Source organism: Arthrobacter sp. DualSoilB13 (assembly GCF_055389195.1).
Genome location: NZ_AP035865.1, coordinates 1,772,580 through 1,795,375, shown reverse-complemented (window position 1 = coordinate 1,795,375; position 22,796 = coordinate 1,772,580). Strand labels below are relative to the sequence as shown.

Annotated in this window: 25 protein-coding genes, 7 tRNA genes and 1 riboswitch; of the genes, 8 read left to right on the top strand and 24 right to left on the bottom strand. The window is 61.7% G+C overall.

The annotated features are described in order from the left end of the window. Positions 1-129 precede the first annotated feature (129 nt). From lgt to hisI, 8 genes are all read right to left on the bottom strand, one after another. Positions 130-1,284: a prolipoprotein diacylglyceryl transferase gene (lgt, locus tag ACZ5J0_RS08350; protein WP_166842029.1), complete on the bottom strand. Its 1,155-nt coding sequence runs from the start codon at positions 1,282-1,284 to the stop codon at positions 130-132. 21 nt (positions 1,285-1,305) lie between these two features. After that, positions 1,306-2,118, bottom strand: coding sequence for a tryptophan synthase subunit alpha (gene trpA / locus ACZ5J0_RS08345; RefSeq protein WP_166842028.1), 813 nt, complete (start codon positions 2,116-2,118; stop codon positions 1,306-1,308). Next, positions 2,118-3,494: a tryptophan synthase subunit beta gene (trpB, locus tag ACZ5J0_RS08340; RefSeq protein ID WP_166842027.1), complete on the bottom strand. Its 1,377-nt coding sequence runs from the start codon at positions 3,492-3,494 to the stop codon at positions 2,118-2,120. Before trpB ends, trpA begins: the two co-directional genes overlap by 1 nt. Before the next feature lie 113 nt (positions 3,495-3,607). Beyond that, positions 3,608-4,426, bottom strand: a complete 819-nt coding sequence (gene trpC / locus ACZ5J0_RS08335; RefSeq protein ID WP_187697230.1) for an indole-3-glycerol phosphate synthase TrpC — start codon at positions 4,424-4,426, stop codon at positions 3,608-3,610. Positions 4,427-4,428: 2 nt separating this feature from the next. Beyond that, positions 4,429-4,701, bottom strand: coding sequence for an HGxxPAAW family protein (locus tag ACZ5J0_RS08330; RefSeq protein WP_142939421.1), 273 nt, complete (start codon positions 4,699-4,701; stop codon positions 4,429-4,431). Between the two features lie 131 nt (positions 4,702-4,832). Then, positions 4,833-5,438, bottom strand: coding sequence for a Trp biosynthesis-associated membrane protein (locus ACZ5J0_RS08325; protein ID WP_142939422.1), 606 nt, complete (start codon positions 5,436-5,438; stop codon positions 4,833-4,835). Next, entirely contained in the window at positions 5,435-7,018 is a 1,584-nt protein-coding gene (locus ACZ5J0_RS08320; RefSeq protein WP_464094551.1) for an anthranilate synthase component I, read from the bottom strand. The genes ACZ5J0_RS08325 and ACZ5J0_RS08320 overlap by 4 nt, the downstream gene beginning before the upstream one ends. A gap of 58 nt (positions 7,019-7,076) precedes the next feature. Further along, the gene (hisI, locus tag ACZ5J0_RS08315; RefSeq protein WP_464094550.1) at positions 7,077-7,493 is read right to left on the bottom strand and encodes a phosphoribosyl-AMP cyclohydrolase; all 417 of its coding nucleotides are present in this window, start codon (positions 7,491-7,493) and stop codon (positions 7,077-7,079) included. An 89-nt stretch (positions 7,494-7,582) separates the two neighbouring features. On the opposite strand from hisI, the gene ACZ5J0_RS08310 reads away from it, so the two are divergent. Further along, positions 7,583-8,227 (top strand): TIGR03085 family metal-binding protein, encoded by a 645-nt coding sequence (locus ACZ5J0_RS08310; protein ID WP_223942616.1) that lies wholly within the window; start codon positions 7,583-7,585, stop codon positions 8,225-8,227. 58 nt (positions 8,228-8,285) lie between these two features. Here ACZ5J0_RS08310 and hisF read toward each other — a convergent pair whose 3' ends face one another. The 16 genes from hisF to ACZ5J0_RS08230 form a co-directional block, all read right to left on the bottom strand. Further along, positions 8,286-9,062, bottom strand: coding sequence for an imidazole glycerol phosphate synthase subunit HisF (gene hisF, locus ACZ5J0_RS08305; RefSeq protein WP_166842024.1), 777 nt, complete (start codon positions 9,060-9,062; stop codon positions 8,286-8,288). Positions 9,063-9,101: 39 nt separating this feature from the next. Further along, on the bottom strand, positions 9,102-9,962 hold the full coding sequence (gene hisG, locus ACZ5J0_RS08300) for an ATP phosphoribosyltransferase (protein ID WP_142939426.1): 861 nt from the start codon (positions 9,960-9,962) through the stop codon (positions 9,102-9,104). Positions 9,963-10,046: 84 nt separating this feature from the next. After that, entirely contained in the window at positions 10,047-10,310 is a 264-nt protein-coding gene (locus ACZ5J0_RS08295; protein ID WP_018778638.1) for a phosphoribosyl-ATP diphosphatase, read from the bottom strand. 104 nt (positions 10,311-10,414) lie between these two features. Beyond that, entirely contained in the window at positions 10,415-10,900 is a 486-nt protein-coding gene (gene ribH, locus ACZ5J0_RS08290) for a 6,7-dimethyl-8-ribityllumazine synthase (RefSeq protein WP_223942331.1), read from the bottom strand. Positions 10,901-10,917: 17 nt separating this feature from the next. Then, positions 10,918-11,622: a GTP cyclohydrolase II gene (gene ribA / locus ACZ5J0_RS08285; protein WP_142939428.1), complete on the bottom strand. Its 705-nt coding sequence runs from the start codon at positions 11,620-11,622 to the stop codon at positions 10,918-10,920. Then, positions 11,619-12,314, bottom strand: a complete 696-nt coding sequence (gene ribB / locus ACZ5J0_RS08280) for a 3,4-dihydroxy-2-butanone-4-phosphate synthase (protein WP_166842022.1) — start codon at positions 12,312-12,314, stop codon at positions 11,619-11,621. The genes ribA and ribB overlap by 4 nt, the downstream gene beginning before the upstream one ends. Beyond that, positions 12,314-12,940 carry a riboflavin synthase gene (locus ACZ5J0_RS08275; RefSeq protein WP_166842021.1) on the bottom strand — a complete coding sequence of 209 codons (627 nt, stop codon included), beginning with the start codon at positions 12,938-12,940 and terminating at the stop codon, positions 12,314-12,316. Before ACZ5J0_RS08275 ends, ribB begins: the two co-directional genes overlap by 1 nt. Next, positions 12,940-14,034: a bifunctional diaminohydroxyphosphoribosylaminopyrimidine deaminase/5-amino-6-(5-phosphoribosylamino)uracil reductase RibD gene (gene ribD / locus ACZ5J0_RS08270; RefSeq protein ID WP_208096814.1), complete on the bottom strand. Its 1,095-nt coding sequence runs from the start codon at positions 14,032-14,034 to the stop codon at positions 12,940-12,942. The genes ACZ5J0_RS08275 and ribD overlap by 1 nt, the downstream gene beginning before the upstream one ends. Before the next feature lie 41 nt (positions 14,035-14,075). Further along, a complete protein-coding gene (gene pnuC / locus ACZ5J0_RS08265; RefSeq protein ID WP_464094549.1) occupies positions 14,076-14,780 on the bottom strand; it encodes a nicotinamide riboside transporter PnuC in 705 nt (234 codons plus the stop codon). A gap of 89 nt (positions 14,781-14,869) precedes the next feature. After that, positions 14,870-15,025: riboswitch (FMN riboswitch) on the bottom strand. 78 nt (positions 15,026-15,103) lie between these two features. Beyond that, entirely contained in the window at positions 15,104-15,778 is a 675-nt protein-coding gene (gene rpe / locus ACZ5J0_RS08260; protein ID WP_142939433.1) for a ribulose-phosphate 3-epimerase, read from the bottom strand. Positions 15,779-15,824: 46 nt separating this feature from the next. After that, positions 15,825-17,393 (bottom strand): RsmB/NOP family class I SAM-dependent RNA methyltransferase, encoded by a 1,569-nt coding sequence (locus tag ACZ5J0_RS08255; RefSeq protein WP_464094548.1) that lies wholly within the window; start codon positions 17,391-17,393, stop codon positions 15,825-15,827. After that, complete coding sequence (gene fmt, locus ACZ5J0_RS08250) at positions 17,390-18,310, bottom strand: methionyl-tRNA formyltransferase (RefSeq protein WP_464094547.1); 921 nt, start codon at positions 18,308-18,310, stop codon at positions 17,390-17,392. The genes ACZ5J0_RS08255 and fmt overlap by 4 nt, the downstream gene beginning before the upstream one ends. Beyond that, entirely contained in the window at positions 18,307-18,879 is a 573-nt protein-coding gene (gene def, locus ACZ5J0_RS08245) for a peptide deformylase (RefSeq protein WP_142939436.1), read from the bottom strand. The genes fmt and def overlap by 4 nt, the downstream gene beginning before the upstream one ends. Positions 18,880-18,949: 70 nt before the next feature. Further along, positions 18,950-19,822, bottom strand: coding sequence for a cytochrome (locus ACZ5J0_RS08240; protein WP_464094546.1), 873 nt, complete (start codon positions 19,820-19,822; stop codon positions 18,950-18,952). Between the two features lie 12 nt (positions 19,823-19,834). Continuing rightward, on the bottom strand, positions 19,835-20,002 hold the full coding sequence (locus ACZ5J0_RS08235; RefSeq protein ID WP_223942326.1) for a hypothetical protein: 168 nt from the start codon (positions 20,000-20,002) through the stop codon (positions 19,835-19,837). Positions 20,003-20,154: 152 nt separating this feature from the next. After that, positions 20,155-20,226 (bottom strand) — tRNA-Val (locus ACZ5J0_RS08230). Between the two features lie 250 nt (positions 20,227-20,476). On the opposite strand from ACZ5J0_RS08230, the gene ACZ5J0_RS08225 reads away from it, so the two are divergent. The 7 genes from ACZ5J0_RS08225 (at position 20,477) to ACZ5J0_RS08195 (ending at position 22,775) form a co-directional block, all read left to right on the top strand. Then, positions 20,477-20,549, top strand: a tRNA-Gly gene (locus ACZ5J0_RS08225). Between the two features lie 46 nt (positions 20,550-20,595). Continuing rightward, positions 20,596-20,666 (top strand) — tRNA-Cys (locus ACZ5J0_RS08220). Between the two features lie 39 nt (positions 20,667-20,705). Next, a tRNA-Val gene (locus tag ACZ5J0_RS08215) sits at positions 20,706-20,780 on the top strand. A 57-nt stretch (positions 20,781-20,837) separates the two neighbouring features. Then, positions 20,838-20,910 (top strand) — tRNA-Gly (locus ACZ5J0_RS08210). A gap of 23 nt (positions 20,911-20,933) precedes the next feature. Further along, positions 20,934-21,008, top strand: a tRNA-Val gene (locus tag ACZ5J0_RS08205). A 57-nt stretch (positions 21,009-21,065) separates the two neighbouring features. Further along, positions 21,066-21,141: transfer RNA gene (locus tag ACZ5J0_RS08200), tRNA-Gly, on the top strand. Positions 21,142-21,320: 179 nt separating this feature from the next. Further along, on the top strand, positions 21,321-22,775 hold the full coding sequence (locus tag ACZ5J0_RS08195; protein WP_166842016.1) for an amino acid permease: 1,455 nt from the start codon (positions 21,321-21,323) through the stop codon (positions 22,773-22,775). Positions 22,776-22,796 lie beyond the last annotated feature (21 nt).

Here is a 22,796-nt window from a genome sequence, read left to right as displayed (position 1 = left end):
GTTACGCAGACCTCTGGCCCCGGCTTGACCAGTGAACATCGGTATGCTGCGATCCGGTTTCCGGGGTGCCACGACGCTGTGGACTGGGCCCTACGAGCGGTGACTCTGTTGCCCCTTTACCGAACGCGACTACTTGGTGTCGTCTGCCTTCGGCGTGGATCCGGGGGCCTTCCTTGCGGCAGTAGCAGCAGACGTGGAACCGGTGCCGGACGTGATGTCCTTTCCCGCCTCCCCTGCTGATTCCTGCGGCTCGTCAACGTGGCCCGGATCGCTTTGGTTATCTGGGAGATTACCACGCGAACCAGTATCTGAGACAGATGCGTCCACATCATGACTGGTGACACTGGTCACCGCAGCCGGCTCCTTTTCCGCCGTTTTTTCGGGCTCGCGGCCCGGCAAATAAGGTGTATCGGGCACCGGCCGGCCCTTACGGCCCAGGACGAAGAAGACCGCCAGAGCGGCGATAAAGACAAAGATGCTGGTCCACACATTAAGCCTGGTGGTAATCCCGAAAAGGCTGATCTGCTCAGCATCGTCAATGCGCAGCGCTTCAATCCACACGCGGCCCAAGGTGTAGTACACGGCGTACAACCAGAAGAGCCGACCCCACCGGAAATTAAACTTCCTGTCCAGCAGCAGAAGGATGGCGACACCCACCAGGTTCCACAGCATCTCGTAAAGGAACGTCGGGTGGAACAGAGTGCCCGCAGCCATGTCCGGCGGGAAGTTGGCATTGGCGGGGTCAATCTCGAGTCCCCACGGCAACGTGGTGGGCGCGCCGAAAAGTTCCTGGTTGAACCAGTTTCCCAAGCGTCCGATGGCCTGGGCCAGGAGCAGGCCCGGAGCTGCTGCATCCAGGAATGCCGTCAACTTAACGCCTGCCCGTCGGCAACCGATCCATGCACCTACCGCACCGAGGATCACAGCACCCCAAATGCCCAAACCACCCCGCTGGATCTGCGGAATCAGCGAGAGGTCCCCTGTGCCGTCAAACCCGGGCCCGAAGTAAGCGTCCGGGGAAGAGAAGACATGGTAGAGGCGGCCACCGATAATGCCGAAGGGGATCGCCCAGATGGCGATGTCCCACAGACTGCCCTCAGGCGCCCCGCGGCGCTTCCAACGTGCCGAGGTCAGCCACAAGCCAACGATGATGCCCGCCAGGATGCAGAGGGCGTATGCGTGGATGCGCAACGTCCCCCACGGTAGCGGAATGTCGAAACCGGACCACGATGGGCTCGGGATACTCAAGGGGACCATTGCCGCAGCGTGGAGGACGGTCTGCATTCGCTTCGCTGTTTCCTTTTTCTAGGCTTCTGCAGCTGCGCGGCCCAGGCCGGCGCTGAGGTTCTTGGTGAGTTGTCCGACGGCGTCCACGCCGCCGTCGCGGAGGGCCGCCACCAAAGCGGTGCCGACGATCACCCCGTCCGCATAGGCAGCGATCTCACGCACGTGATCCGGGTTGGAGACGCCCAATCCGACACAAACACGCTCGGCGCCGGCCTCGTGGGCACGAGCCACCACGCTTTCTGCACTACTGCTGACGGAGGTTCGTGTTCCGGTAACGCCCATGATGGAGACAGCGTAGACGAATCCACGGCTAGCCTTGACCGTCATGTCCAGTCGCTCCGGAGTGGAAGAGGGCGCCACAAGGAACACCCTGTCCAGGCCGTACTTGTTGGAGGCTTCGATCCACTCATGAGCCTCGTCAGGAACCAGGTCAGGGGTAATGAGTCCTGCTCCCCCGGCTTCGGCCAGGCGGCGGGCGAACTCGTCCACGCCCATGCGCATGACCGGGTTCCAATACGTCATGACCAAAACTGCTGCATCGGTGGCGGCAGTAATGCCTGCAACCACGTCAAAGACGTCTGCGACGCGGAATCCGTTGGAGATCGCTTCAGTGGTAGCGGCTTGGATCACGGGACCGTCCATCACGGGATCGGAGTACGGAATGCCGATTTCGATGAGGTCAGCACCGTTCCGGGCCAAGGCTATGCCGGCCTCGATGCTCTCCTTGACCGTGGGGTAGCCGGCGGGAAGGTACCCCACCAACGCGGCCCGGCCTTCTGCTTTGGCCCGGTCAATGACGGCGGCGGATTTGCTGGCGAATTCTTCAGTCATCAGTTCTGGTCCTCGTTGACATCCACGGCTGCTTCGTTGGTGCGCTCGGTGGGCCCCTTAGGCTTCCGCGTGGACAGTGTGGTGCCCTTGACGTGCCCTTCCTCGTCCAACATGTTGAACCAGGCGGCAGCAGTCTCCACATCCTTATCGCCACGCCCGGACAGGTTCACGATCACTGTCACGTCCGAGGGATTTTCCTTGCCCTCCGTGAGACGCTGGCCGATCTTGATGGCACCGGCCAATGCGTGGGAGGACTCGATAGCAGGGATGATGCCTTCAGTCCGGCACAGGAGGCTGAACGCATCCATGGCTTCGGTGTCCGTCACGGCCTCGTAGGTGACACGCCCGATGTCTGCGAGGTAGGAGTGCTCCGGGCCGACGCTCGGGTAATCCAGCCCGGCAGAAATGGAGTGGGACTCAATAGTCTGACCGTCTTCATCCTGCATCAGGTACGAGCGGGCGCCGTGAAGTACGCCCGGGCGGCCCAGCGAGATGGCTGCAGCGTGGCGACCTGTCTCCACCCCTTCACCGCCGGCTTCAAAGCCGTAGATCTTGACTGATGCGTCGTCAAGGAATGCGTGGAAGAGGCCGATTGCATTGGATCCTCCACCGATACATGCAGCGATAGCGTCGGGAAGCTTCCCGGTTTGCTCCAGGATCTGGCTGCGCGCCTCTTCACCGATGACTTCGTGGAAGTAGCGGACCATGGCAGGGAAAGGATGCGCTCCGGCGGCGGTACCCAGCAGGTAGTGGGTGTGCTCCACGTTGGAGACCCAATCCCGAAGGGCATCGTTGATGGCGTCCTTGAGTGTCTGCGAACCGTTGGTCACGGGAACCACTGTGGCGCCCAGGAGCTGCATGCGCGCCACGTTCAAGGCCTGCCGGCGGCAATCCTCGGCACCCATGTAGACCACGCACTCAAGGCCCAGCAGTGCTGCGGCGGTTGCGCTGGCCACGCCGTGCTGGCCTGCGCCGGTCTCGGCGATGACGCGGGTCTTGCCCATCCGCTTTGCGAGCAGTGCCTGGCCCAGGACGTTGTTGATCTTGTGGGAGCCGGTGTGGTTGAGGTCCTCGCGTTTGAGGAAGATGCGCGCCCCGCCTGCGTGCTCCGAGAAGCGCTTGGCCTCGGTCAGCAAAGACGGCCTGCCGGAGTAGTTCTTGTTGAGGTCCTTGAGCTGGGCGATGAAATCAGGATCAGCTTTGGCCTTCTCAAAGGTGTCCTGAACTTCGTCAAGGGCGGCAATGAGCGACTCGGGCATCCAGCGTCCGCCATAGCTGCCAAAGTAGGGCCCCGATGCATTCCGCAGCGAAGGGCCACCTTGGAGGAATGCATCCGCTGCATTCTCGTCTGAGCCGGCTGTTGGCGCGTCGACCATCAGTCTCACCGTCCTGTTCCAGTTAGTTCTTTGGTAGTTCCACGTGCCACAAGGCAGCCGCAGGCTGATGCCCGGGCTGCCTTGCAACTATTCGCCGTGATTCAGGTGCTGCCTCAGTTCCTGACGGCGATTGCGGCAGCTCCCGCTGCCTTGAATTCAGTGATGCGTTCGCGCGGTGTGGAGTCGCTGACCAGCGCCTCCCCCACCAGGATGGCGTTGGCGCCGCCCGCGGCGTAATGAGAGACGTCCTCGGGACCCCTGACGCCGGATTCGGCCACGATGACGGACTCAGCCGGAATCAAACCGGCCAATGATCCGAAAACGGAACGGTCGACGTCGAGCGTTTTGAGGTTGCGCACATTGATGCCAATGATCTTGGCCTGCGCCGCGACAGCTCGCTCGATTTCCTCTTCGGTGTGCGTCTCCACCAGGACGTTCATGCCGAGCTCGTGGCTCAGAGCACTGAAGTCAGCAAGCTCCGAGTCGGACAGCGCCGCAACGATCAACAGGATGAGATCGGCACCGTGTGCACGGGCTTCCCAGATCTGGTACTCGTCAACGGTGAAGTCCTTGCGCAGCAACGGCGTTTCGACGGCGGCACGTACGGCGTCGAGGTCCGCCAGGGAACCGCCGAAGCGGCGCTGTTCGGTGAGGACGCTGATCACGGAAGCCCCGCCGTCGGCATACTGCGCCGCAAGCGACGCAGGATCGGCGATGGACGCGAGATCACCTTTGGAAGGGCTGCGACGCTTGATTTCGGCGATGACTTTGAGGTCGTTGCGGATGGATGACGGGCCACCCAAGGCGGCCCATGCATCACGGGCCGGAGCAGCGTTAGCGGCGCGCTCCTTCAGCTCCGCGAGGGACACGAGACCACGCCGGGCCTCCATGTCCTCCTTGACGCCAACAATGATGTCATCAAGAACGGTCACGATTAGTGACCGTTGTTCTGCAGCTTGCTGCCGCCAACTCCGTAGCCTGCCTTGCGCATGACGAAGCCCACGATCAGGCCGATAACCATGACCACCAGTCCGCCGACGAAGATCGGGGTGTTGGCGATGACAAATGCGATGGAAGAAATCAGGGCGCCCACCAGCATCACAAGTACGCAGGTCCAGGCAGCCGGGCTGTTCCCATGGCCAATGGCGTCAGCGTGGCTGGCCATTTTGGATTCAGCTTGGTTTGCGGACACTGTGGTTTTGCTCATGTGAAATCTCCTCAGGATGAATACTGCTTACATTCTGCCATTTATTGACGACGGCCGGGACATCGCCGGACGTCATCGCAGGTGTGGTCGGCTTTGTTGCGCCGGGGAACCCGAAAGTACGATGCGACTGCTTACGTGGGGTCTTCTCCGCGCGAGAGGCTGTCCCAGCTGTCGATCTCGTCAACGGGTTCGTTGTTGCTCTTCTTGCTTCTCGTCCCGGCGTCATATTTGGTCCGTGAGGTCCAGTGACGAGCCGCAAGCGGCAAGAGAACAGCGCAGACCGCCAGAAGGGAACCGGCAATGATGGCAAGCACGGGGAACACAGTAACTGCTGCATCGGCCTGCCCGCCCGATACTCCCGTGGCTGCAGCTATGGAACCTTGCGCGGCTCCCAACGGATCCAGCATGACGGTCACTGCCGCGAGGATGATCCCCGCAGCTGACAAAACAATGAGGACTGCAATGATCCAGCGCGCTATCTTTCCGGCGATGGATGCAGCCAAGCCGCCCGCCAGAGCGACGACAGCCAGTGCTGTGACCGCGGTAGCCGCTTTGCTTCCTTGGACATGGAGGTCACTGTTGGAGGCACCAGTGGGGTCCAGCCGGACCTCGATCCAGGTCTGAGTGGTGGCTCCAAAAACGGCCAGCGCAAGGATGGTGGTGGCCAGAACCAGAGTGGATTTTCGCGCCCACCGCGGAGACTGCCTCACAGAAGGTGCTGAAGATGCCGCGCTCATGAAATCGACGTCCCGGTGTCGGATTCATCTGCGCTCCGCACAGACCTTGCGGAAATGTTCTGCAACGAACCGGCTGTGTGCACCGCACGGAGAGGTGCGGCAGCTTTGTTCACCGTTTCAAGGGCTTCCGAAGGCTTGTGCGAATCGGCCACGATCCCACCGCCGGCCTGGACGTAGGCGCGTCCCTCACGGAGCAGTGCGGACCGGATGGCAATGGCCATGTCCATGTCTCCGGCGAAGTCCAAGTAGCCCACCACGCCGCCGTAGATACCACGCCGGTGCGGTTCGAGTTCGTCCAGCAGCCTGAGCGCGCGCGGCTTGGGAGCACCGGAAAGAGTGCCCGCCGGAAAAGTCGCTTTGAGGACGTCGTAGGCCTTTGCGTGCGGGGCGAGCTCGCCGACCACGGTGGACACCAGGTGCATGATGTGGCTGAACCGCTCCACTTCCATGAACTGCGTAACGTCCACGGTTCCGGCCACACAGACCTTGGAGAGGTCGTTGCGTGAGAGATCCACCAGCATCAGGTGCTCTGCGCGCTCTTTCTGGTCAGCCAGAAGCTCAGTAGCCAATGCCTTGTCGGCCTCCACCGTCTTGCCACGGGGGCGCGAGCCGGCGATGGGGTGGGTAATGACTTCCTGTCCGGTCACCGTGACCAAGGCCTCCGGTGAGGAGCCCACAATCGAGTACTCGCGGCCGTCCGCGTCCTCCAGGCTGAAGAGGTACATATACGGGCTGGGGTTGGTGTTGCGCAGGACGCGATAAACATCCAGGGGGTCCGCGGCGCATTCCATTTCGAATCGCCGCGAGATCACTACCTGGAAAACCTCACCGTCAACAATGGCTTCCTTGCCGCGGTCGATTGCTTCCAGGTATTTGGCCTCGTCCCAGCGTTCCTGGACGCTCGAGGCGAAGTCCAGGGCAGCCGTTTGAAGCACGGACACGGGCTGGGCAACCGGTGTGCTGATCTGCTCCAGCAGCGCCTTCACCCGGGCTACGGCGTCGTGCCAGGCATCATCCACCCGCTCGGAGCTGTCATCGAAATTAATGGCGTTGGCAATCAGGAGGACGGTGCCGTCCATATTGTCGTGCACCGCCATGTCGGTGACCAGGTTCAGTGCCATCTCGGGCAGCTGCAGATCATCTTCGGGCGGGGACGTCAGCCGCTCCCAATGGCGCACAGCTTCCCACCCGAGGAAGCCCACCAAACCGGACGTGAACGGCGGCAACCCATCAAAGCGGTCAGTTTGAAGTGCTGCGACGGTGTCCCGCACAGCGTCAACGGGGTTGCCCGAGACAGGAACTCCCACGGGTGGCTCACCAATCCAGTGCGCCTGGCCGTCTTTGGTGGTCAGCGTGGCACGGGACTTGGAACCGATGAAGGAGTAGCGCGACCACGCGCCGCCAACCGCAGCGGATTCCAAGAGGAAGGTTCCCGGTTGCCCCTTGGCCAGCTTTCGGTACAGGCCAATGGGAGTCTCGGCATCCGCCAAGACCTTGAGTCGGACAGGGATGACACGGCTGTGGACGGCGAGTTCGCGGAACTCTTCCAGGCCCGGGCTGATGATTCCAAGGTCCTGCATGGCTATGTTTTCCGCCTTATTGTCTGAGGTGGTGCGTCAGTGGAAAGTGGTGGGTGCCTTAGTCGCGGTGGCCCGAAACAACTGTGAAGTCGCGACCATCGAAGCAGGTCCGGGTTCCGGTGTGGCAGGCTGCGCCGATCTGGTCCACGCGGATCAGGAGGGCATCGCCGTCGCAGTCAAGGGCGACAGACTTCACGAACTGTACGTGTCCGGAGGTGTCGCCCTTACGCCAGTACTCCTGACGGGAGCGGGAGTAGAACGTGACCCTGCCGGAGGTCATGGTGCGGTGGAGAGCCTCATCATCCATCCAGCCGAGCATGAGGACCTCATGGGTGTCGTGCTGCTGCACGATAGCTGCGACGAGGCCGGAAGAATCCCGTTTCAGGGCGCTGGCGATCTCCTGCGGCAAAGGGCTCGCGGGCTCGCTTGAGGGCTCCGCGGCAGGAGTTGGGCTGGGGGCGGACTGCTCTGACATCAGATCAAGTCTAGTGCCTTTGGCGGGAGCCGGATTCTGCGGCGGTTCCACTGCGCAAGAGTGCTCCGATCGTGCTAGTTTCACAAGTGATGCATTTCGTCGATCCTTCCCGAGAAGTACTGGCCGAAACCCTTCTGGCGGCCGGACCTGACTCCCCCACGCTCTGCGAAGGGTGGCAGACGCGGGATCTTGCTGCGCATTTGTATCTGCGCGAACGGAAGATTGCAGTGGGTTTGGGCCTGCTGATTCCCAGTTTGGGCAAGGCCTCGGAGAAGGCCACCTCCAAACTCGCTGCCAAGCTCCAGAGCCCTGAAGCCTATGCGGACCTCATCAAGACGTTCCGCGCCGGCCCTCCGGCCCTCTCCCCCTTGAAGATCAAAGCCTTGGATGAGACGTCCAATCTCATTGAGTACTTTGTTCACACCGAGGACATTCGCCGCGCCGGCGACCGTTGGGCACCCCGGGCACTCGACGAAGCCTATTCGGATGCCCTCTGGGACGACCTCATCAAGCGCGCTGCCTTCCTTTACCGCGGTGTAGACCTCGGTATTGTGCTTGTGCGACCCACCGGTCCCCGACACGTAGCCAAGCGAGCCCCCGTTTCAGTAGCAATCGTCGGCGAGCCCGGCGAACTGCTTATGCACGCTCATGGACGTACCAGCCAGGCGCTCGTCACCTTCGAAGGCCAGCCGGACGCCGTCGCGCTCTTGCAGTCAGCCGACATCGGCCTCTAAATGCGCAATGGAGGGTCACCTGCACGGTGACCCTCCATTGCCTTTTAAGCTCTACTGATCAGCGAACCTCGAAGCCTGCCTCACGAATCGCGGTCTTCACCTGGGCGATCATGTCATCCGGGCCAAAGTGGAACACCGAGGCCGCCAGCACGGCGTCCGCGCCAGCCTCCACGGCGGGCGGGAAATGGGCAGGCACGCCGGCCCCGCCCGAAGCAATGATGGGGATGTTCACCGCAGCACGGACCAAGCGGATCAGTTCAAGGTCGAAGCCGTCCTTCGTGCCATCGGCGTCGATCGAGTTGAGCAGGATCTCTCCCACGCCCCTGTCGGCGGCTTCCTTGGCCCAGGCGATCGCATCGATTCCGGTACCGGTGCGGCCACCGTGGGTGGTCACTTCAAAACCGGACGACGTCGGGACGTCACCGTCACGGGTACGGCGCGCGTCCACCGAGAGCACCAGGACCTGCGAGCCGAAGTGACGGGTGATCTCATCGATCACATCGGGGCGGGCGACAGCCGCGGTGTTGATGGACGCCTTGTCCGCACCGAAGCGCAGGAGCTTGTCCACCTCTGCCACGCCACGAACACCACCACCCACGGTCAAGGGAATGAAGACTTCCTCAGCCGTGCGGCGGACCACGTCGAACGTGGTTTCGCGGTTGCCGGACGACGCAGTGACGTCCAGGAACGTCAATTCGTCGGCCCCGCCGTTATCGTACCGGTGCGCGAGTTCCACTGGATCTCCGGCATCTCGGAGTCCTTCAAAATTGACGCCCTTGACCACCCGGCCTGCATCGACATCCAGGCATGGGATGACGCGTACGGCTACAGCCATGTGCTGCTCCTAAGTTCTACTGGGCTTGCTGTCCGTGGATCAGATGCGGCAAGCGTGGATGCTGCTGACCAGGATGGCGCGTGCTCCGAGGTCGTAGAGCTCGTCCATGATGCGGTTGGTTTCCTTCTTGGGAACCATGGACCGCACAGCAACCCACTCCGAATCCCGCAGCGGTGAGACCGTGGGCGATTCCAGGCCGGGAGTCAGTGCAGCCGCGTCCTCCACCAGGTCTTTGCGGATGTCGTAATCCATCAGGACGTACTGGCGGGCTACGAGGACTCCCTGGAGTCGACGGATGAGAATCTCGATTTCCTTGGCTGTCCCGTTGGCGGCTCCGCCCGAACCGGACCGGCGGATCAGCACGGCCTCGGACTTCAGGATGGGATCGCCAAAGATCTCCATGCCGGCAGCTTTGAGCGTGTTACCTGTTTCAACGACGTCGGCGATTGCGTCCGCGACGCCCAGACGCACGGAAGACTCAACGGCTCCGTCCAGCCGGACCACGGTGGCGTTCACGCCGCGCTCGGAAAGGTAATCGCGCAAAAGTCCGTCGTAACTGGTTGCCAGGCGCTTGCCTTCGAGCTGCTCGACGCCGGTGAAGTCACCTACCGGTCCAGCGAACCGGAACGTGGACGGCGCGAAGCCCAAAGGAAGCAGTTCTTCGGCTTCGACTTTTGCGTCCAGCAACAGGTCGCGGCCGGTGATGCCGACGTCCAGGGTTCCCTGGCCGACGTAAACGGCGATGTCGCGGGGACGGAGGAAGAAGAACTCAATGTCATTGTCGGGATCAACCATGACCAGTTCGCGGGTGTCGCGGCGCTGGCGGTAACCAGCCTCGGACAACATTGCCGAGGCGGCTTCGGACAGGGATCCCTTGTTGGGGACTGCTACACGGAGCATTGGGAGACTTTCTTTTTGGAATGGAGGTTTTCAGGCACCTTGGCCACGCAGGGGGCTCCGCAACAGGCAAGCGGAGTGGCGTGGCTAGAGATGCTTGTAAACGTCTTCCAGGCTGAGGCCCTTGGCGAGCATGAGGACCTGCAGGTGGTACAGCAACTGGGAGATTTCCTCAGCGGCGGCTTCGTCCGATTCGTACTCCGCGGCCATCCAGACTTCGGCGGCCTCTTCGACCACCTTTTTACCGATGCCATGGATTCCGGAGTCCAGTTCGGCAACCGTGCGCGAACCTGCCGGGCGGGTCGCTGCTTTCTCACTCAGTTCTGCGAACAGCGTCTCGAAATTCTTCACGCCCTCCAGACTACTTGCTCAGGGGCAACCACCGCTTGTTGGGGCGTTGCATGACGAAGGGGATGTGAGTGAAGACACACTCACATCCCCTTCGATCCAGGCGTTTAGCTGTACTGCTTGAGTGTCACAGCCGTGGCCAAGGCAGCGGTCACTGCTTCGTGTCCCTTGTCCTCCTTGGAACCCGGAAGGCCGGCACGGTCGATGCCCTGCTGCTCGGTGTCGCAAGTGAGGACGCCGAAGCCAACAGGCACTCCGGTGCGGACGCTGACGTCGGTGAGGCCCGACGTCGCGGCCTGGCAGACGTAGTCGAAGTGTGGGGTCCCGCCGCGGATCACTACGCCGAGGGCTACCACAGCGTCGAAGTGGGGCGCGAGCCTGGCCGCGGCAACCGGAAGTTCAAAGCTGCCCGGAACCCGCAGGAGCGTGGGTTCGGCGATGCCGGCTTCCTTGGCTGCGCGGAGGGCACCGTCAACCAGCCCGTCCATGATCTGTGTGTGCCAGCTCGCGGCCACAATGGCCAACTTCAGCTGTGAGGTTTCCTCGGGGTTGAGGGTGGTGAGGTCGATAGTTGGTGCGCCGTGGCCGCTCATAGTTGCTGGGGATCCGTTCAGTCTTGGTTGTTGTCAAAGGGCAGGGATGCCGGCGTCTTGCCGTTGCTGACGGGCTGGACGTCCAGCGCCAGTCGGTGGTCCATCCGGTCTTTCTTGGTCTGCAGGTAGCGGAGGTTCTGTTCGCGGGAGGGAACCTCGGTGGGCACCATCTCCACCACCGTGACACCGGCTTGGGCGAGGCGGTTCTGCTTATCGGGGTTGTTGCTCAGCAACCTGACCTCGTGCAGTCCCATTTCCGCTAGGATCTGGCCCGCGGCAGTGTAGGAGCGCGCATCTACAGGCAGGCCGAGCTGTTCGTTGGCTTCCACTGTGTCAAAGCCGGCTTCCTGCAGCGCATATGCCTTGATTTTGTTGGCCAACCCGATGCCCCGGCCCTCTTGGCCGCGCAGGTACAGCAAGGTCCCGCCCTCTGCGTGGATGAGCTCCAGGGCAAAGGCCAACTGTTCTCCGCAGTCGCAGCGGTAGGAACCAAACACATCACCGGTGAGGCACTCCGAATGCAGCCTTACCAATGGTGCACGGCCGCCCTTGGGCGGGTTGGGGGAACTCACGGCGAGGTGCTCGTGGCCGGTCTCATGGTCAGTCCACGCCTGTGCCACAAAGTCACCAAAAGCCGTAGGCAATTGCACGATCGGCCCACCACTGACGGGGTGCGTCCCGGGGCCGGTGTGGTCGCTGCTGCGTGTGGTCGATGCGGTCATCGCTTCTCCTCGTCCTCCTGTGAAACATGTGCTTTCCGGGACTCTACCGCCTCAACATACGACACCAGGTCCTCGATGGAGATGAGGGGGCATCCATGTTCAGCGGCAAAATCACGGAGACTGTCCAGCCGCATCATTTCACCGTCGTCATGTACCAACTCTGCGATCACACCCACCGGAGCGAGCCCGGCAAGCCGACACAGGTCCACGGCAGCTTCCGTGTGACCTGGGCGTTCACGCACTCCCCCGTTAACCGCACGCAGCGGGAAAATATGCCCGGGGCGTGTGATCGATGCCGGAGTGCTGTTTGGATCCGCCAAAATTCGGGCAGTCAAAGCGCGGTCAGTAGCTGAGATTCCGGTGCTGACTCCGATCGCAGCATCGCAGGAAACGGTGTAGGCGGTTCCCTTTGCGTCCTCGTTGATCTCCACCATAGGCGGCAGGATCAGGGCGTCCGCGCGCTCTGAATCCAAGGGAACACAGATGACTCCGGATGAATAACGGATGGTCCAGCCCATGAGCGCCGGCGTTGCGTGCTCGGCGGCGAAAATGATGTCGCCTTCGTTTTCCCGGTCTTCGTTGTCCACCACGATCACTGCCCTGCCGGCGGCCATGGCGGCGATGGCGGATTCGACAGGATCCAGGCCTGTACGTCCCGTTCCGGCCGGAGTTGTTTTGGCGGGAGCGCTCATCAGTTGCCTCCCTGCCGGGGCGCGAAGGACAGGAGGCGTTCGGTGTACTTGGCCAACACATCAACTTCGATGTTCACCCGGCCACCCACCGCTTTGGCGCCCAAGCCGGTTTCCTCCAGCGTAGTGGGAATCAGACCTACTTCAAACCACGGCGCCGTTTCTGCGGCGGGGCTGACCGCGGTCACGGTCAATGAAACACCGTCGACGGCGATCGAACCCTTTTCGGCGATGTACCGTGCCAGCGTGGCCGGCACTCCAAACCTCAGCCGGTCCCAGTTCCCCAGCGGCTCGCGTTCCAGCAGTTCACCTACACCGTCCACATGGCCTTGGACAACGTGCCCGTCCAGCCGTCCGCCGGCCGGAACGCAGCGTTCCAGGTTTACGGCATCTCCCGCCGTCAGCTCGCCAATGGTTGTCCGGACGAGGGTCTCCCCCATGACGTCCACGCTGAAGTCCTGGCCCTCGATCTGCGTGGCGGTCAGGCACACCCCGTTGACGGCAATGGAGCCACCCAAGGGCAAGCCGTCTGCCGTGGTAGGCGCTTTCAGCCTCAATGTTGCGCTGGCATCGCCATCATGCTCAATGCCAAGCACAGTGCCTTGCTCGGCAACGATTCCCGTAAACATCAGTTTCCTCCTGTGAGATGTTCCGCAGCTTCTCCGTGAAGAACCACATTTTTCTGCGAAACCGAATTCTTGATAGTGCTGGCGGCGCCCCGTGGTGACCGCAGGTGTAGCCGAAGGTCGTTGCCCAGAATCCGGACAGCGCCGCCACCGGCGTCGTCCCAGGACCAGTGCTGGGCGTCCGCAAGTGTGGTGATACCGAGGTCGTGAAGTGCCGGGGTACCGGATCCGAGCAACGTGGGAGCGAGGTAGACGATCAGTTCGTCCACCAGGTCCGCGGCAAGGAAAGTGCTCAAAATGGAGGAGCCTCCTTCCACCATGAGGTGGCGGACCCCCTGTTCGAACAGCAGGCCCAAGGCTTCCGCCGGATCCCGCGTGGGCAGGTGAAGGAAACGCCCGTCGGTTCCCCGGACTGCAGCATCTTCAGGGACTTCCCGCAAACCCATGACTGCACGGAGGGGCTGGTGGGCCGAGAGCCCGCCCTCCGGTGTCCGCGCCGTCAATCGCGGGTTGTCGATCAGCACCGTCCCGGTTCCTACCAGGATCGCGTCGATCAGACCCCGCAGTCCGTGGTTGTCAGCAAGCGACTCCGGACAGGAGATCCATTGGCTGGTGCCGTCCACAGCGGCAATTCTGCTGTCCAGGGTCTGGGCTATATGCAAGGTGACGAAGGGACGCTTCGCCGCAACGGCGTCGAACCAGTCACGGTTCAGGTCCAGTGCCCTGCTACCTTCCAGCCCGGACCTGACGTCAATGCCGGCGGCAGTGAGCGTGCGCGCACCCCCCGCGGCGGGGTCATGGGGATCGTCGACGGCGTAGATCACCCTTGCGATGCCTGCGTCAATGATGGCCTGGGCGCAGGGCCCGGTTCTGCCCACATGGTTGCAGGGCTCCAACGTGACAACCATGGTGGTTCCTGCAGTCTCGACGCCGTTCTTCCGGGCTTCGGAGATCGCGTCGGCTTCGGCATGGGCCGTTCCGGCCCCTCGGTGATAACCGGTTGCCAGTTGCTTTCCCTCCGGACTGAGGATGACCGCCCCTACCAACGGGTTGGCTCCCCGCGGTCCGGCAAGTGCAGCTTTTAATGCGGCTTCCATGGCCGCATTTTCTGCTGCCGTGTAAAACGTATTGGCTAAGCTCACTGGCGGGCCCCCGCGGACACAGCAGCGACTACGGGCTCGGCGTCGCGGCCGGCACGTTCGCGCTTTTCGGCCCGCCACCACACGAAGAACCCGGTGAGGGTAAAGAAGCCGTAGAACAGGTACATCACCGCGCTGGCGTAATAGCCTGCGCTGAACAGCAGCGGCACTCCCACAATGTCAACGGCCACCCAAACCAACCAAAATTCAGTCCATCCACGTGCCATGCCGTAGGTTGCCAGCAGGGATCCCATGAAGGTCCATGCGTCTGCCCAAACGGGCGGATAGGAGCCAAGGGCGTCGAACACGGGCGTCAGTGCAGCCGTGCCCGCCACCATCGCACCAATCAGCGCGAAGCGGACCTTGTTACTGGCCCAACCGGGGACAATGGCACGCCCTTGGGTACCCGACTGCCGGCCTTGCTGCCACCGGTACCAGCCATAAACAGCCACTGCGATGAACATGATCTGGCGGGCGGCCTGTCCCCACAGCGTGGCCGGTGCTGCGGCACCGAATACGTTGCCCAGGAAGACCGTGAGCAAGAGGATGTTACCCACGATGCCGATTGGCCAAGCCCAGACTTTTCGGCGCATACCGCCGAGGGCGCTGAGTAGCCCAAAGATGTTTCCAAGCACTTCGCGTAAGACAAGAGCAGATCCTCCAACGGGGATCTGTGCTTCGAAGAGCCATCGCAGAAAGTCCATGCCGTTCCTTCCCAGTAAGCCGCGATGACTCCGGGGGTGTACGACAGCGCAATGCCGGGCGTCGCGAAAGGGACGCCCAAGGCATGACTGTACGTGCTTCTCCCATCCAGACTTTAACTGTCGGTACTGGAATTTCACCAGTTCAACCGTCTGCCACCGAACGTCCAATTTCTTGGACTCCAGTGGCTCGCGGGTCGCGGACTATAACCGCCGGTTCGGACTTACACCGACCCCGGAGCACGTATGTGTGTTGTTATTCTGCCACAACTACAAAGATGTCCGGGCTATTCCCGGGCCATTTTCGTAACATGTGGTGAGGGTCGTCAGCCGTTTGTCCAAGCAGCGGCTTGACCTGCTGCACGAAGCTTCTCGATCGCCTCCGCGGGATCTGGATGCCCGTACACGGCCGAGCCTGCAACAAAGACGTTCGCACCGGCTTCAGCCGCGCGCGCAATGGTCTCCTCAGTGATACCACCGTCCACCTGGATGGCGACGCCGATCCCCGACCCCTCAATTGCTGCCCGCGCACGCCGGATCTTGGGCAACGTAATGTCCAGGAATGCCTGACCCCCGAATCCGGGCTCCACGGTCATGATCAACAGCATGTCCAGTTCGCTGAGCATGTCCAGGTAAGGCTCCACGGGTGAAGCGGGACGTAAGGCCATGCCGGCCTTGGACCCCCTGGCGCGCAGTTCGCGGGCCAGCTTGACCGGCGCCATGGCAGCTTCGGCGTGGAACGTCACCGAAGCGACGCCGGCGTCCGCGTAGGCAGGCGCCCAGCGGTCGGCGTCGGAGATCATCAAGTGTGCGTCCAGCGGAACCGGGCTGACTGCTTGGATCCTTTGCACCACGGGCAGGCCCAGCGTCAGGTTGGGAACAAAATGGTTGTCCATAACGTCCACGTGGACGGCATCGGCATTGCTGATCCGTTGCAGTTCCGCCTCAAGGTTGACGAAATCCGCTGACAGGATGCTCGGGTTGATACAGCACTGAGACAAAGCAGCCCCTTCGGGTGGGTGGGAATGGGAAACCGAGTTACGGCAGCTACGGCTTTTTGCGGATGAGCGCCATAAACATGGCATCCGTTTGGTGAACGTGCGGCCACAGCTGGGCCGTGAGGTCATGACCTGCACCAAGATTTCCGGTAAGGCTGGCATCGTCCAACGCCTGCCCGGCGTCCAGCAGTTCAAGGTCCTCACGCTTGGCAAGCACGTCCGTAACAACGGCTGTGGTCTCGGCCGGATGCGGCGAGCACGTCACATACGCCACCACGCCACCGGGCCTGACGGCATCAAGCGCGGATTTCAACAGGTCACGCTGCAACGGACCCAGGTCACCGATGTCCGCGGGAGAGCGGCGCCACCGGGATTCCGGCCGCCTTCGCAGGGCACCAAGTCCACTGCAAGGCACGTCCACCAACACGCGGTCAAAAGTTTCGGGCTGCTCCGCACCCACGTCGCGGCCGTCGCCGGTCCGCACTGTCCACGCCTCATGCGGCACAGCTGAGAGTGCCTGCTGAACAAGTTTGGCCCGGTGCGGTGCCGGCTCATTGGCCAGGAGGGTAGCGCCGTCGCGGTGCGCCAAGGCAGCAAGGAGCGCAGCCTTGCCACCCGGCCCCGCGCACAAGTCCAACCACCGTTCACTCTGTGCAGGAGAATTGCCCAGCTCAACTCCAGCCAAAGCACGGGCAACCAGCTGGGATCCCACGTCCTGGACGCGCGTAGTACCGCGGCGGACCGATTCAAAACGGCCCAGGTCCCCGCCGGCTGAAAGAGCTGAATCTTCCACCAGCTCACCTGCAGTAGCTCCATGATCGAAAGCTTCATCCAGGTTTCCAAGACCGGGCAACGCCACCAGGTTAACCACCGGGGCCGCGTTATCGGCCTCCAAGAGCGCATCAATCTCGGATTTGGGGCGACCGTGGTTCACCAGGGATTGGCGGAGTGCACGGACAATCCATTCCGGGTGGGCGTGGCGCAGGGCAGCAATTTTGGTCTCGTCGGATTCGTCATCCAGCACGATCTCCAGCCACTCGCCCATGGTGTGGGCAGTGACCTTGCGAAGTACGGCGTTGATGAGGGCCGATGGTCCGGCTCCGATGACGGCGCGTGCCAGGCCGACGGTCTGATCCAGCGCTGCGTGCGCCGGAACACGCATGGAGAGCAGCTGGTGGGCGCCGATTCGCAGCGCATCCAGGATGGCCGGATCCAGTTGCTCCAAGGGACGGTCCACACAACGGGCCAGGATGGCATCGTAGGTACCCTGCCCGCGCAAAGCCCCGTAGCTCAATTCAGTGGCGAAGCCAGCATCGCGCCGGTCCAGGCGGTGCTCGCGGATACGTGCCGGCAGCACCAAGTTTGCGTAGGCGTCTTCGGAGGCAACCGCCCGAAGAACTTCAAAGGCCACGAGCCGGGCTGGATCAGCGCGACGTGTGCGTTGCGAAGGAGCGTTATTGGTAAAACCCCTTTGCGGTCCCCTGTTCCGTTCCCGGCCCTGCGCGTTGCGTTTGCTTTCGCTGCGGGCGCCACGGTTACCCTGTGAGTCCCGGTTGCCCGCCCCGCCGCCGTCCCGGCTCCCGCTGTTGTTGGGGCCTCGCCGGCCGGACTCGCTCATTCGAATACCACTCTCTCGGGTGTTGCCAGGCCGCGCGCCCAATCGGCAGGCGACATCATTTTCTTACCGGCCGGTTGGATCCGGCCAAGCTCCACTGCATGGGAACCGGTACCTACCAGAACCGACTTGCCGTCCACCTTGATGCTCCCCGGCGGAAGATCCTTGATATCGGGCCGGAGAGTCACGGGTTCAAGTTTGACCCTCTGGCCGTCCAAGGTTGTCCATGCTCCGGGTTCAGGGGTAACTCCTCGCGCCCGGCGGTTCAAGGCAAGGGCCGGCTGCTGCCAGTCGAGACGACCGTCGTCGAGCGTCAGCTTGGGGGCGAGGGAGATCTCCCCGGTCTGCGGCTGAGGAGCAGCCTGCCCGGCATCAATGGCGGAAAGGGTCTGGCTCAGCAGTACCGCGCCACTGATGGACAGGCGCTCGAGCAGATCACCCGCGGTATCTTCAGGACGAACTGTTTCTGTGAGTGTGCCAAATACAGGCCCGGTATCCAGGCCTTCTTCAAGCTGGAAAGTAGCCGCCCCGCTGACGTCATCGCCCGCGATGATGGATCTTTGCACGGGCGCCGCACCGCGCCATGCAGGGAGGAGCGAGAAGTGCAGGTTGACCCAGCCGTGGGTGGGTACACCCAGCGCGGCCTTGGGAACAATGCCGCCGTAAGCAACGATTGCGGCGACGTCGGGAGCGAATTCCGCGATTCTCTGTGTGGTTTCCGCGTCGACCTTTGCCGCTCGAATGACCTCGATACCAAGTTCCATGGCTCGTGCAGCAACCGGCGAAGGCGTCAGAACGCGCTTGCGGCCCACGGGCGCATCAGGCCGGGTGAGGACCGCAACTATCTGGAAGCCAGCCTTATCCAAGGCATCCAACGACGGCACAGCCACAGCGGGCGTTCCTGCGAAGAGGACCCTCACTCGGGAGCTCCGAAACTACCGCCGCCGAAACTGGAGCCCACGGAGTTGGCGCGTTGGGAGGTTGTTTGCTCCGTGATGGCGTGATAGTTGGCGTTCCGGATGGCACGGAGGGCGGCCTTTCGGTCGTCTCCTTCCAACCTGTCGGTATAGAGGACGCCGTCAAGGTGATCTGTCTCGTGTTGGAAACAACGGGCCAACATGCCCTCCGCCTCCACCGACACCGGATTCCCGTTCAAGTCCACGCCAGTAGCCCTGGTAGCCCGGTAACGGCGCACGGGAAAGCCCAAACCGGGAATGGAGAGGCAACCCTCTACTTCGTCCGGCTGGAAATCCTCACTGTTTTCCAGGACCGGATTGATGATGTGTCCTTCCACTCCCCCAATGCGGTACGTAAACACCCGCTGGCTTACCCCCACTTGAGGAGCGGCGAGGCCGGCACCTTCAACGTCTTCCATGGTTTCGGTCATATCAGCTACCAGCTTGGCGAGCTCCGGACCGAAATCGGTGACGGGGTCAGCTACGGTGCGCAGCACCGGATCCCCGATGATTCGGATACTCAAAATTGCCATCTGCTGTCAGTCCTCACGATCGTCAAACCAGGCTCCGGTTGTTACGGGGCCTAGGCCAGTTTAGTTGAGGTCATGTTGCTGCAGGTGCGGCGCCTGCTGAAGCGAAGACGGGCGGAGCAATAGGGAGCAACGGCTGTCCGGCCGCGACAACGTCCGCTGACATCTCCCACACGCGCCGCAAGGCGCAGAACTTCCACCAGTGGTGCTTGAGGATGTCCGGATTGGCCCGTTGCGGCCTGACTTCGGTCTCGCCGATAGCTACTGCCAGCAACATGGGGTTATCGCCGTACTTCCACGGCTCCCATTCACCTGCAACAGGATCCACCAGACTTTCCTCTGCCTTCATCCCGGCCGCGAGCTGCATGACCACTTTGTCATCCAAGGCTTTGACCGTACCGTCGCGGGTAGTGCCTTTGGTTTTGTAGTCAATCAGGCAGATGCGGCCGTTGATCCGGGCCACGAGGTCCAACGTTCCGGCATAACCCACCGTTTTGTTCCACACCGTGATCTCGGGCGCGAGGGGCTCTACCCGGTAGAGTTCCCACCACTCATCAAAGCGGGCAGCAAAGGCCTGTTCTCCATGGGCGGCGAGGTCTTCCCGGCATTCTTCCAGACGGTGCGGCCGCCCCATGGCCCGCAAAGCCACCTGTTCGCAGTATGTATGAACACGATCCCCGCGTGCTGCAGCTGCATGCCGATAAACCTCAGCGGCCTTGGAGGCTTTGTTGATGGCCTGACGAATCCTGGCAGGACTTCCGAGGATGGCCGGAAGCTCAGGATCTGCAGCCAGGCTGCTTGCGCCCATGTAACTGAACCAACCGTCCAAAGCATGCGCCTGTTGTCCGATCACTGTGGTGATGGACGGCACAGAAAATTGCTCAGTTGTGGAGCGGGCGTACATCCGGCCGTAGTCAGTAGCGTGGGCAAGCAGTGGAGCAGTCATATAAAGACTGTGTCACAGAGGACCGACAGAATTCATCCGCGGAAAGATCACGGCAAGCTGCTCTGGAGGCAGCCTGGCCAGCTTGCCGGCGAGGATCGGCGCGGTCACTGAGAGATCTACAAGGCGGGAGGCAGTTTCCGTGACGGCCGGGAGCGGTTCCGGCTCTTCTTGTTCGCGCATGCTGATGGGTGTCGGGTGCACGTGAATCGTGACGCAGAAACCCGAAATCAGGCAGCCCGCGAGTTGCACTGGAAAACAAGCTGAACAAGGAAAAACCCCGTTTGGACCGACTCGGTCAGTCAAAACGGGGTTTAACCATTGCATACAGGCTGTGGGCGATACTGGGTTCGAACCAGTGACCTCTTCGGTGTGAACGAAGCGCGCTACCACTGCGCCAATCGCCCGGGTGCATAGAAAACACTAACGGACCATCGCCGGAATGCAAAACGGATCCTGATGTTCAGACCGCCCTCGAACTACAACAGTGAAATTACAGCGGTGAAATTCGCCTAAATCCGCGTGAATACAAGGATCCAGCCGCCACTGCGATCAAAAGCAAGCTACCGATTTGGAGTTTGCAGGAACCTCCTATAGAGTTTTTACTCGTCGGAAAGCGACGGAATGCCTGCAAGGCTGCCCGCCGATAACGACACTGCGGACGTAGCTCAGCTGGTAGAGCACCACCTTGCCAAGGTGGATGTCGCGAGTTCGAATCTCGTCGTCCGCTCGCAAGGCACTGTCAAGGCAAGACTTCTTCGGAAATCTGCTTACACGGTGGGTTGGCCGAGAGGCGAGGCAGCGGCCTGCAAAGCCGTATACACGGGTTCGAATCCCGTACCCACCTCGGTGAAAACTATGTCTTCCAGCAGCTGGCTGGATGCATGGGCGATTGGCGCAGCGGTAGCGCGCTTCCCTGACACGGAAGAGGTCACTGGTTCGATCCCAGTATCGCCCACCAGAACAAGGAAACTTGTTTGTTGTTGAAGGCCGGGCATCAACCCGGCAAGCAGCATGTGCGGACGTAGCTCAGCTGGTAGAGCACCACCTTGCCAAGGTGGATGTCGCGAGTTCGAATCTCGTCGTCCGCTCTCCTATTGAAGGACCCGGTAACGGGCGATTGGCGCAGCGGTAGCGCGCTTCCCTGACACGGAAGAGGTCACTGGTTCGATCCCAGTATCGCCCACCAAAACAAGGCAACTTGTTTGTTGTTGACAGCCAGGCTTATACCCGGCAGGCAGCATGTGCGGACGTAGCTCAGCTGGTAGAGCACCACCTTGCCAAGGTGGATGTCGCGAGTTCGAATCTCGTCGTCCGCTCCAGAATAAAGAAAGCAGCTCCCAGGAGCTGCTTTTTTTATGCCCGGATTTTGCGGATATCCAATTCATTAATGGAAGTAACCGATACCCCTCAGAAGAAGTCGCTTTATCTAATGTGATTCGGCTCGCATAATGTACTGCGAGCTCATCACCGTTCCACGCCCACCGGCAGGAGTACCCCCATGAACCAACAGACGGCTTCACAGTCCGTCCTGAGGCGCAAGCCGATCGACGACATCGAGGAAGAAAACAAACACAGCGGGCTTTTCAAAAGTCTTGGCCTCTGGCAGCTGACAGCCATTGGCGTCGGCGGAATTATCGGCGTCGGCATCTTCTCGCTGGCCGGGCTGGTAGCCCATGGCAGCGAGAGCAACCCCGGCGTTGGCCCTGCCGTGCTCTTCTCGTTCCTCATCGCCGGCCTCGCTTCCGGCGCAGCAGCACTGTCCTACGCCGAGTTTGCCGGCATGATCCCCCGCGCCGGCTCGGCCTACACCTACGGCTATGTAGCTCTGGGAGAGATCATCGGCTGGTTCATCGGCTGGGACCTCCTGCTGGAGTACATCGCCATTGTGGCTGTGGTGGCTATCGGCATTTCCGGCTACTTCGATGCTTTCCTTTCAGGCATCGGAATCCATATGCCCACCTGGATGACGTCCACGGCCGATGAGGGCAAGGGCGGAATCATCAACCTTCCGGCCATCCTTGTCTGCCTCCTGGTCACCTGGATCCTGAGCCGTGGCACCAAGGCGTTTGGCCGGTTTGAACTGGTGGCAGTCGCCATCAAGGTCATCCTGATTCTGTTCATTATCGGGCTGGGTATTTTCTACATCAACACCGAGAACTACAACCCGTTTATGCCCAGCGGCTTTGGGCCCGTCCTGGCCGGTGCCGCCACCGTCTTCTTCGCCGTCTTCGGCTATGACGCCATGAGCACAGCTGCGGAAGAGGCCAAGGACGGCAAAAAGCACATGCCCAAGGCCATCATCCTGTCGCTGATCGTCGCAATGCTTCTGTACGTTGCCGCAACCCTCGTACTCACCGGCATGCAGAACTACAAGGACATTGATCCCACGGCCGGCTTCGCATCTGCATTCACCGGCGTCGGATTGCCTGTGATCGCCACTATCATTTCGGTGTTCGCGGTCCTGTCCATCCTCACCGTGATGCTGACCTTCCTGCTGGGTGTCACCCGCGTATGGTTCTCCATGAGCCGTGACGGCCTGCTCCCGGGCTGGTTCGCCAAGACTGACAAGCACGGAACCCCGCAGCGCGTCACATGGATCGCCGGTGTTGCCTCGGCATTCCTCGCCGGAGTCTTCCCCATCAAGGAAGTTGCCGATCTCACCAACATCGGCATTCTGGCTGCCTTCGTGGTGGTCTGCATTTCCGTGATCGTGTTCCGCTACACCAAGCCCAACGCCCCGCGCACCTTCCGCCTGCCGTTCATGCCGGCAGTCCCCGCCTTCGGCGTCCTGGCATCGGCGTTCCTCATGTTCCAGCTCCACTGGGAAACCTGGGTCCGGTTCGGCGCATGGCTGGTCATCGGCTTGATCATCTACTTCGCCTATGGCCGCAGGCACTCCCTCATGAACCCGAACAGCCCGCGCCACAAGGTTGAAAGTAAGCCGTTGGCGTAGTTCGTCCACAGGCCTCCGCAG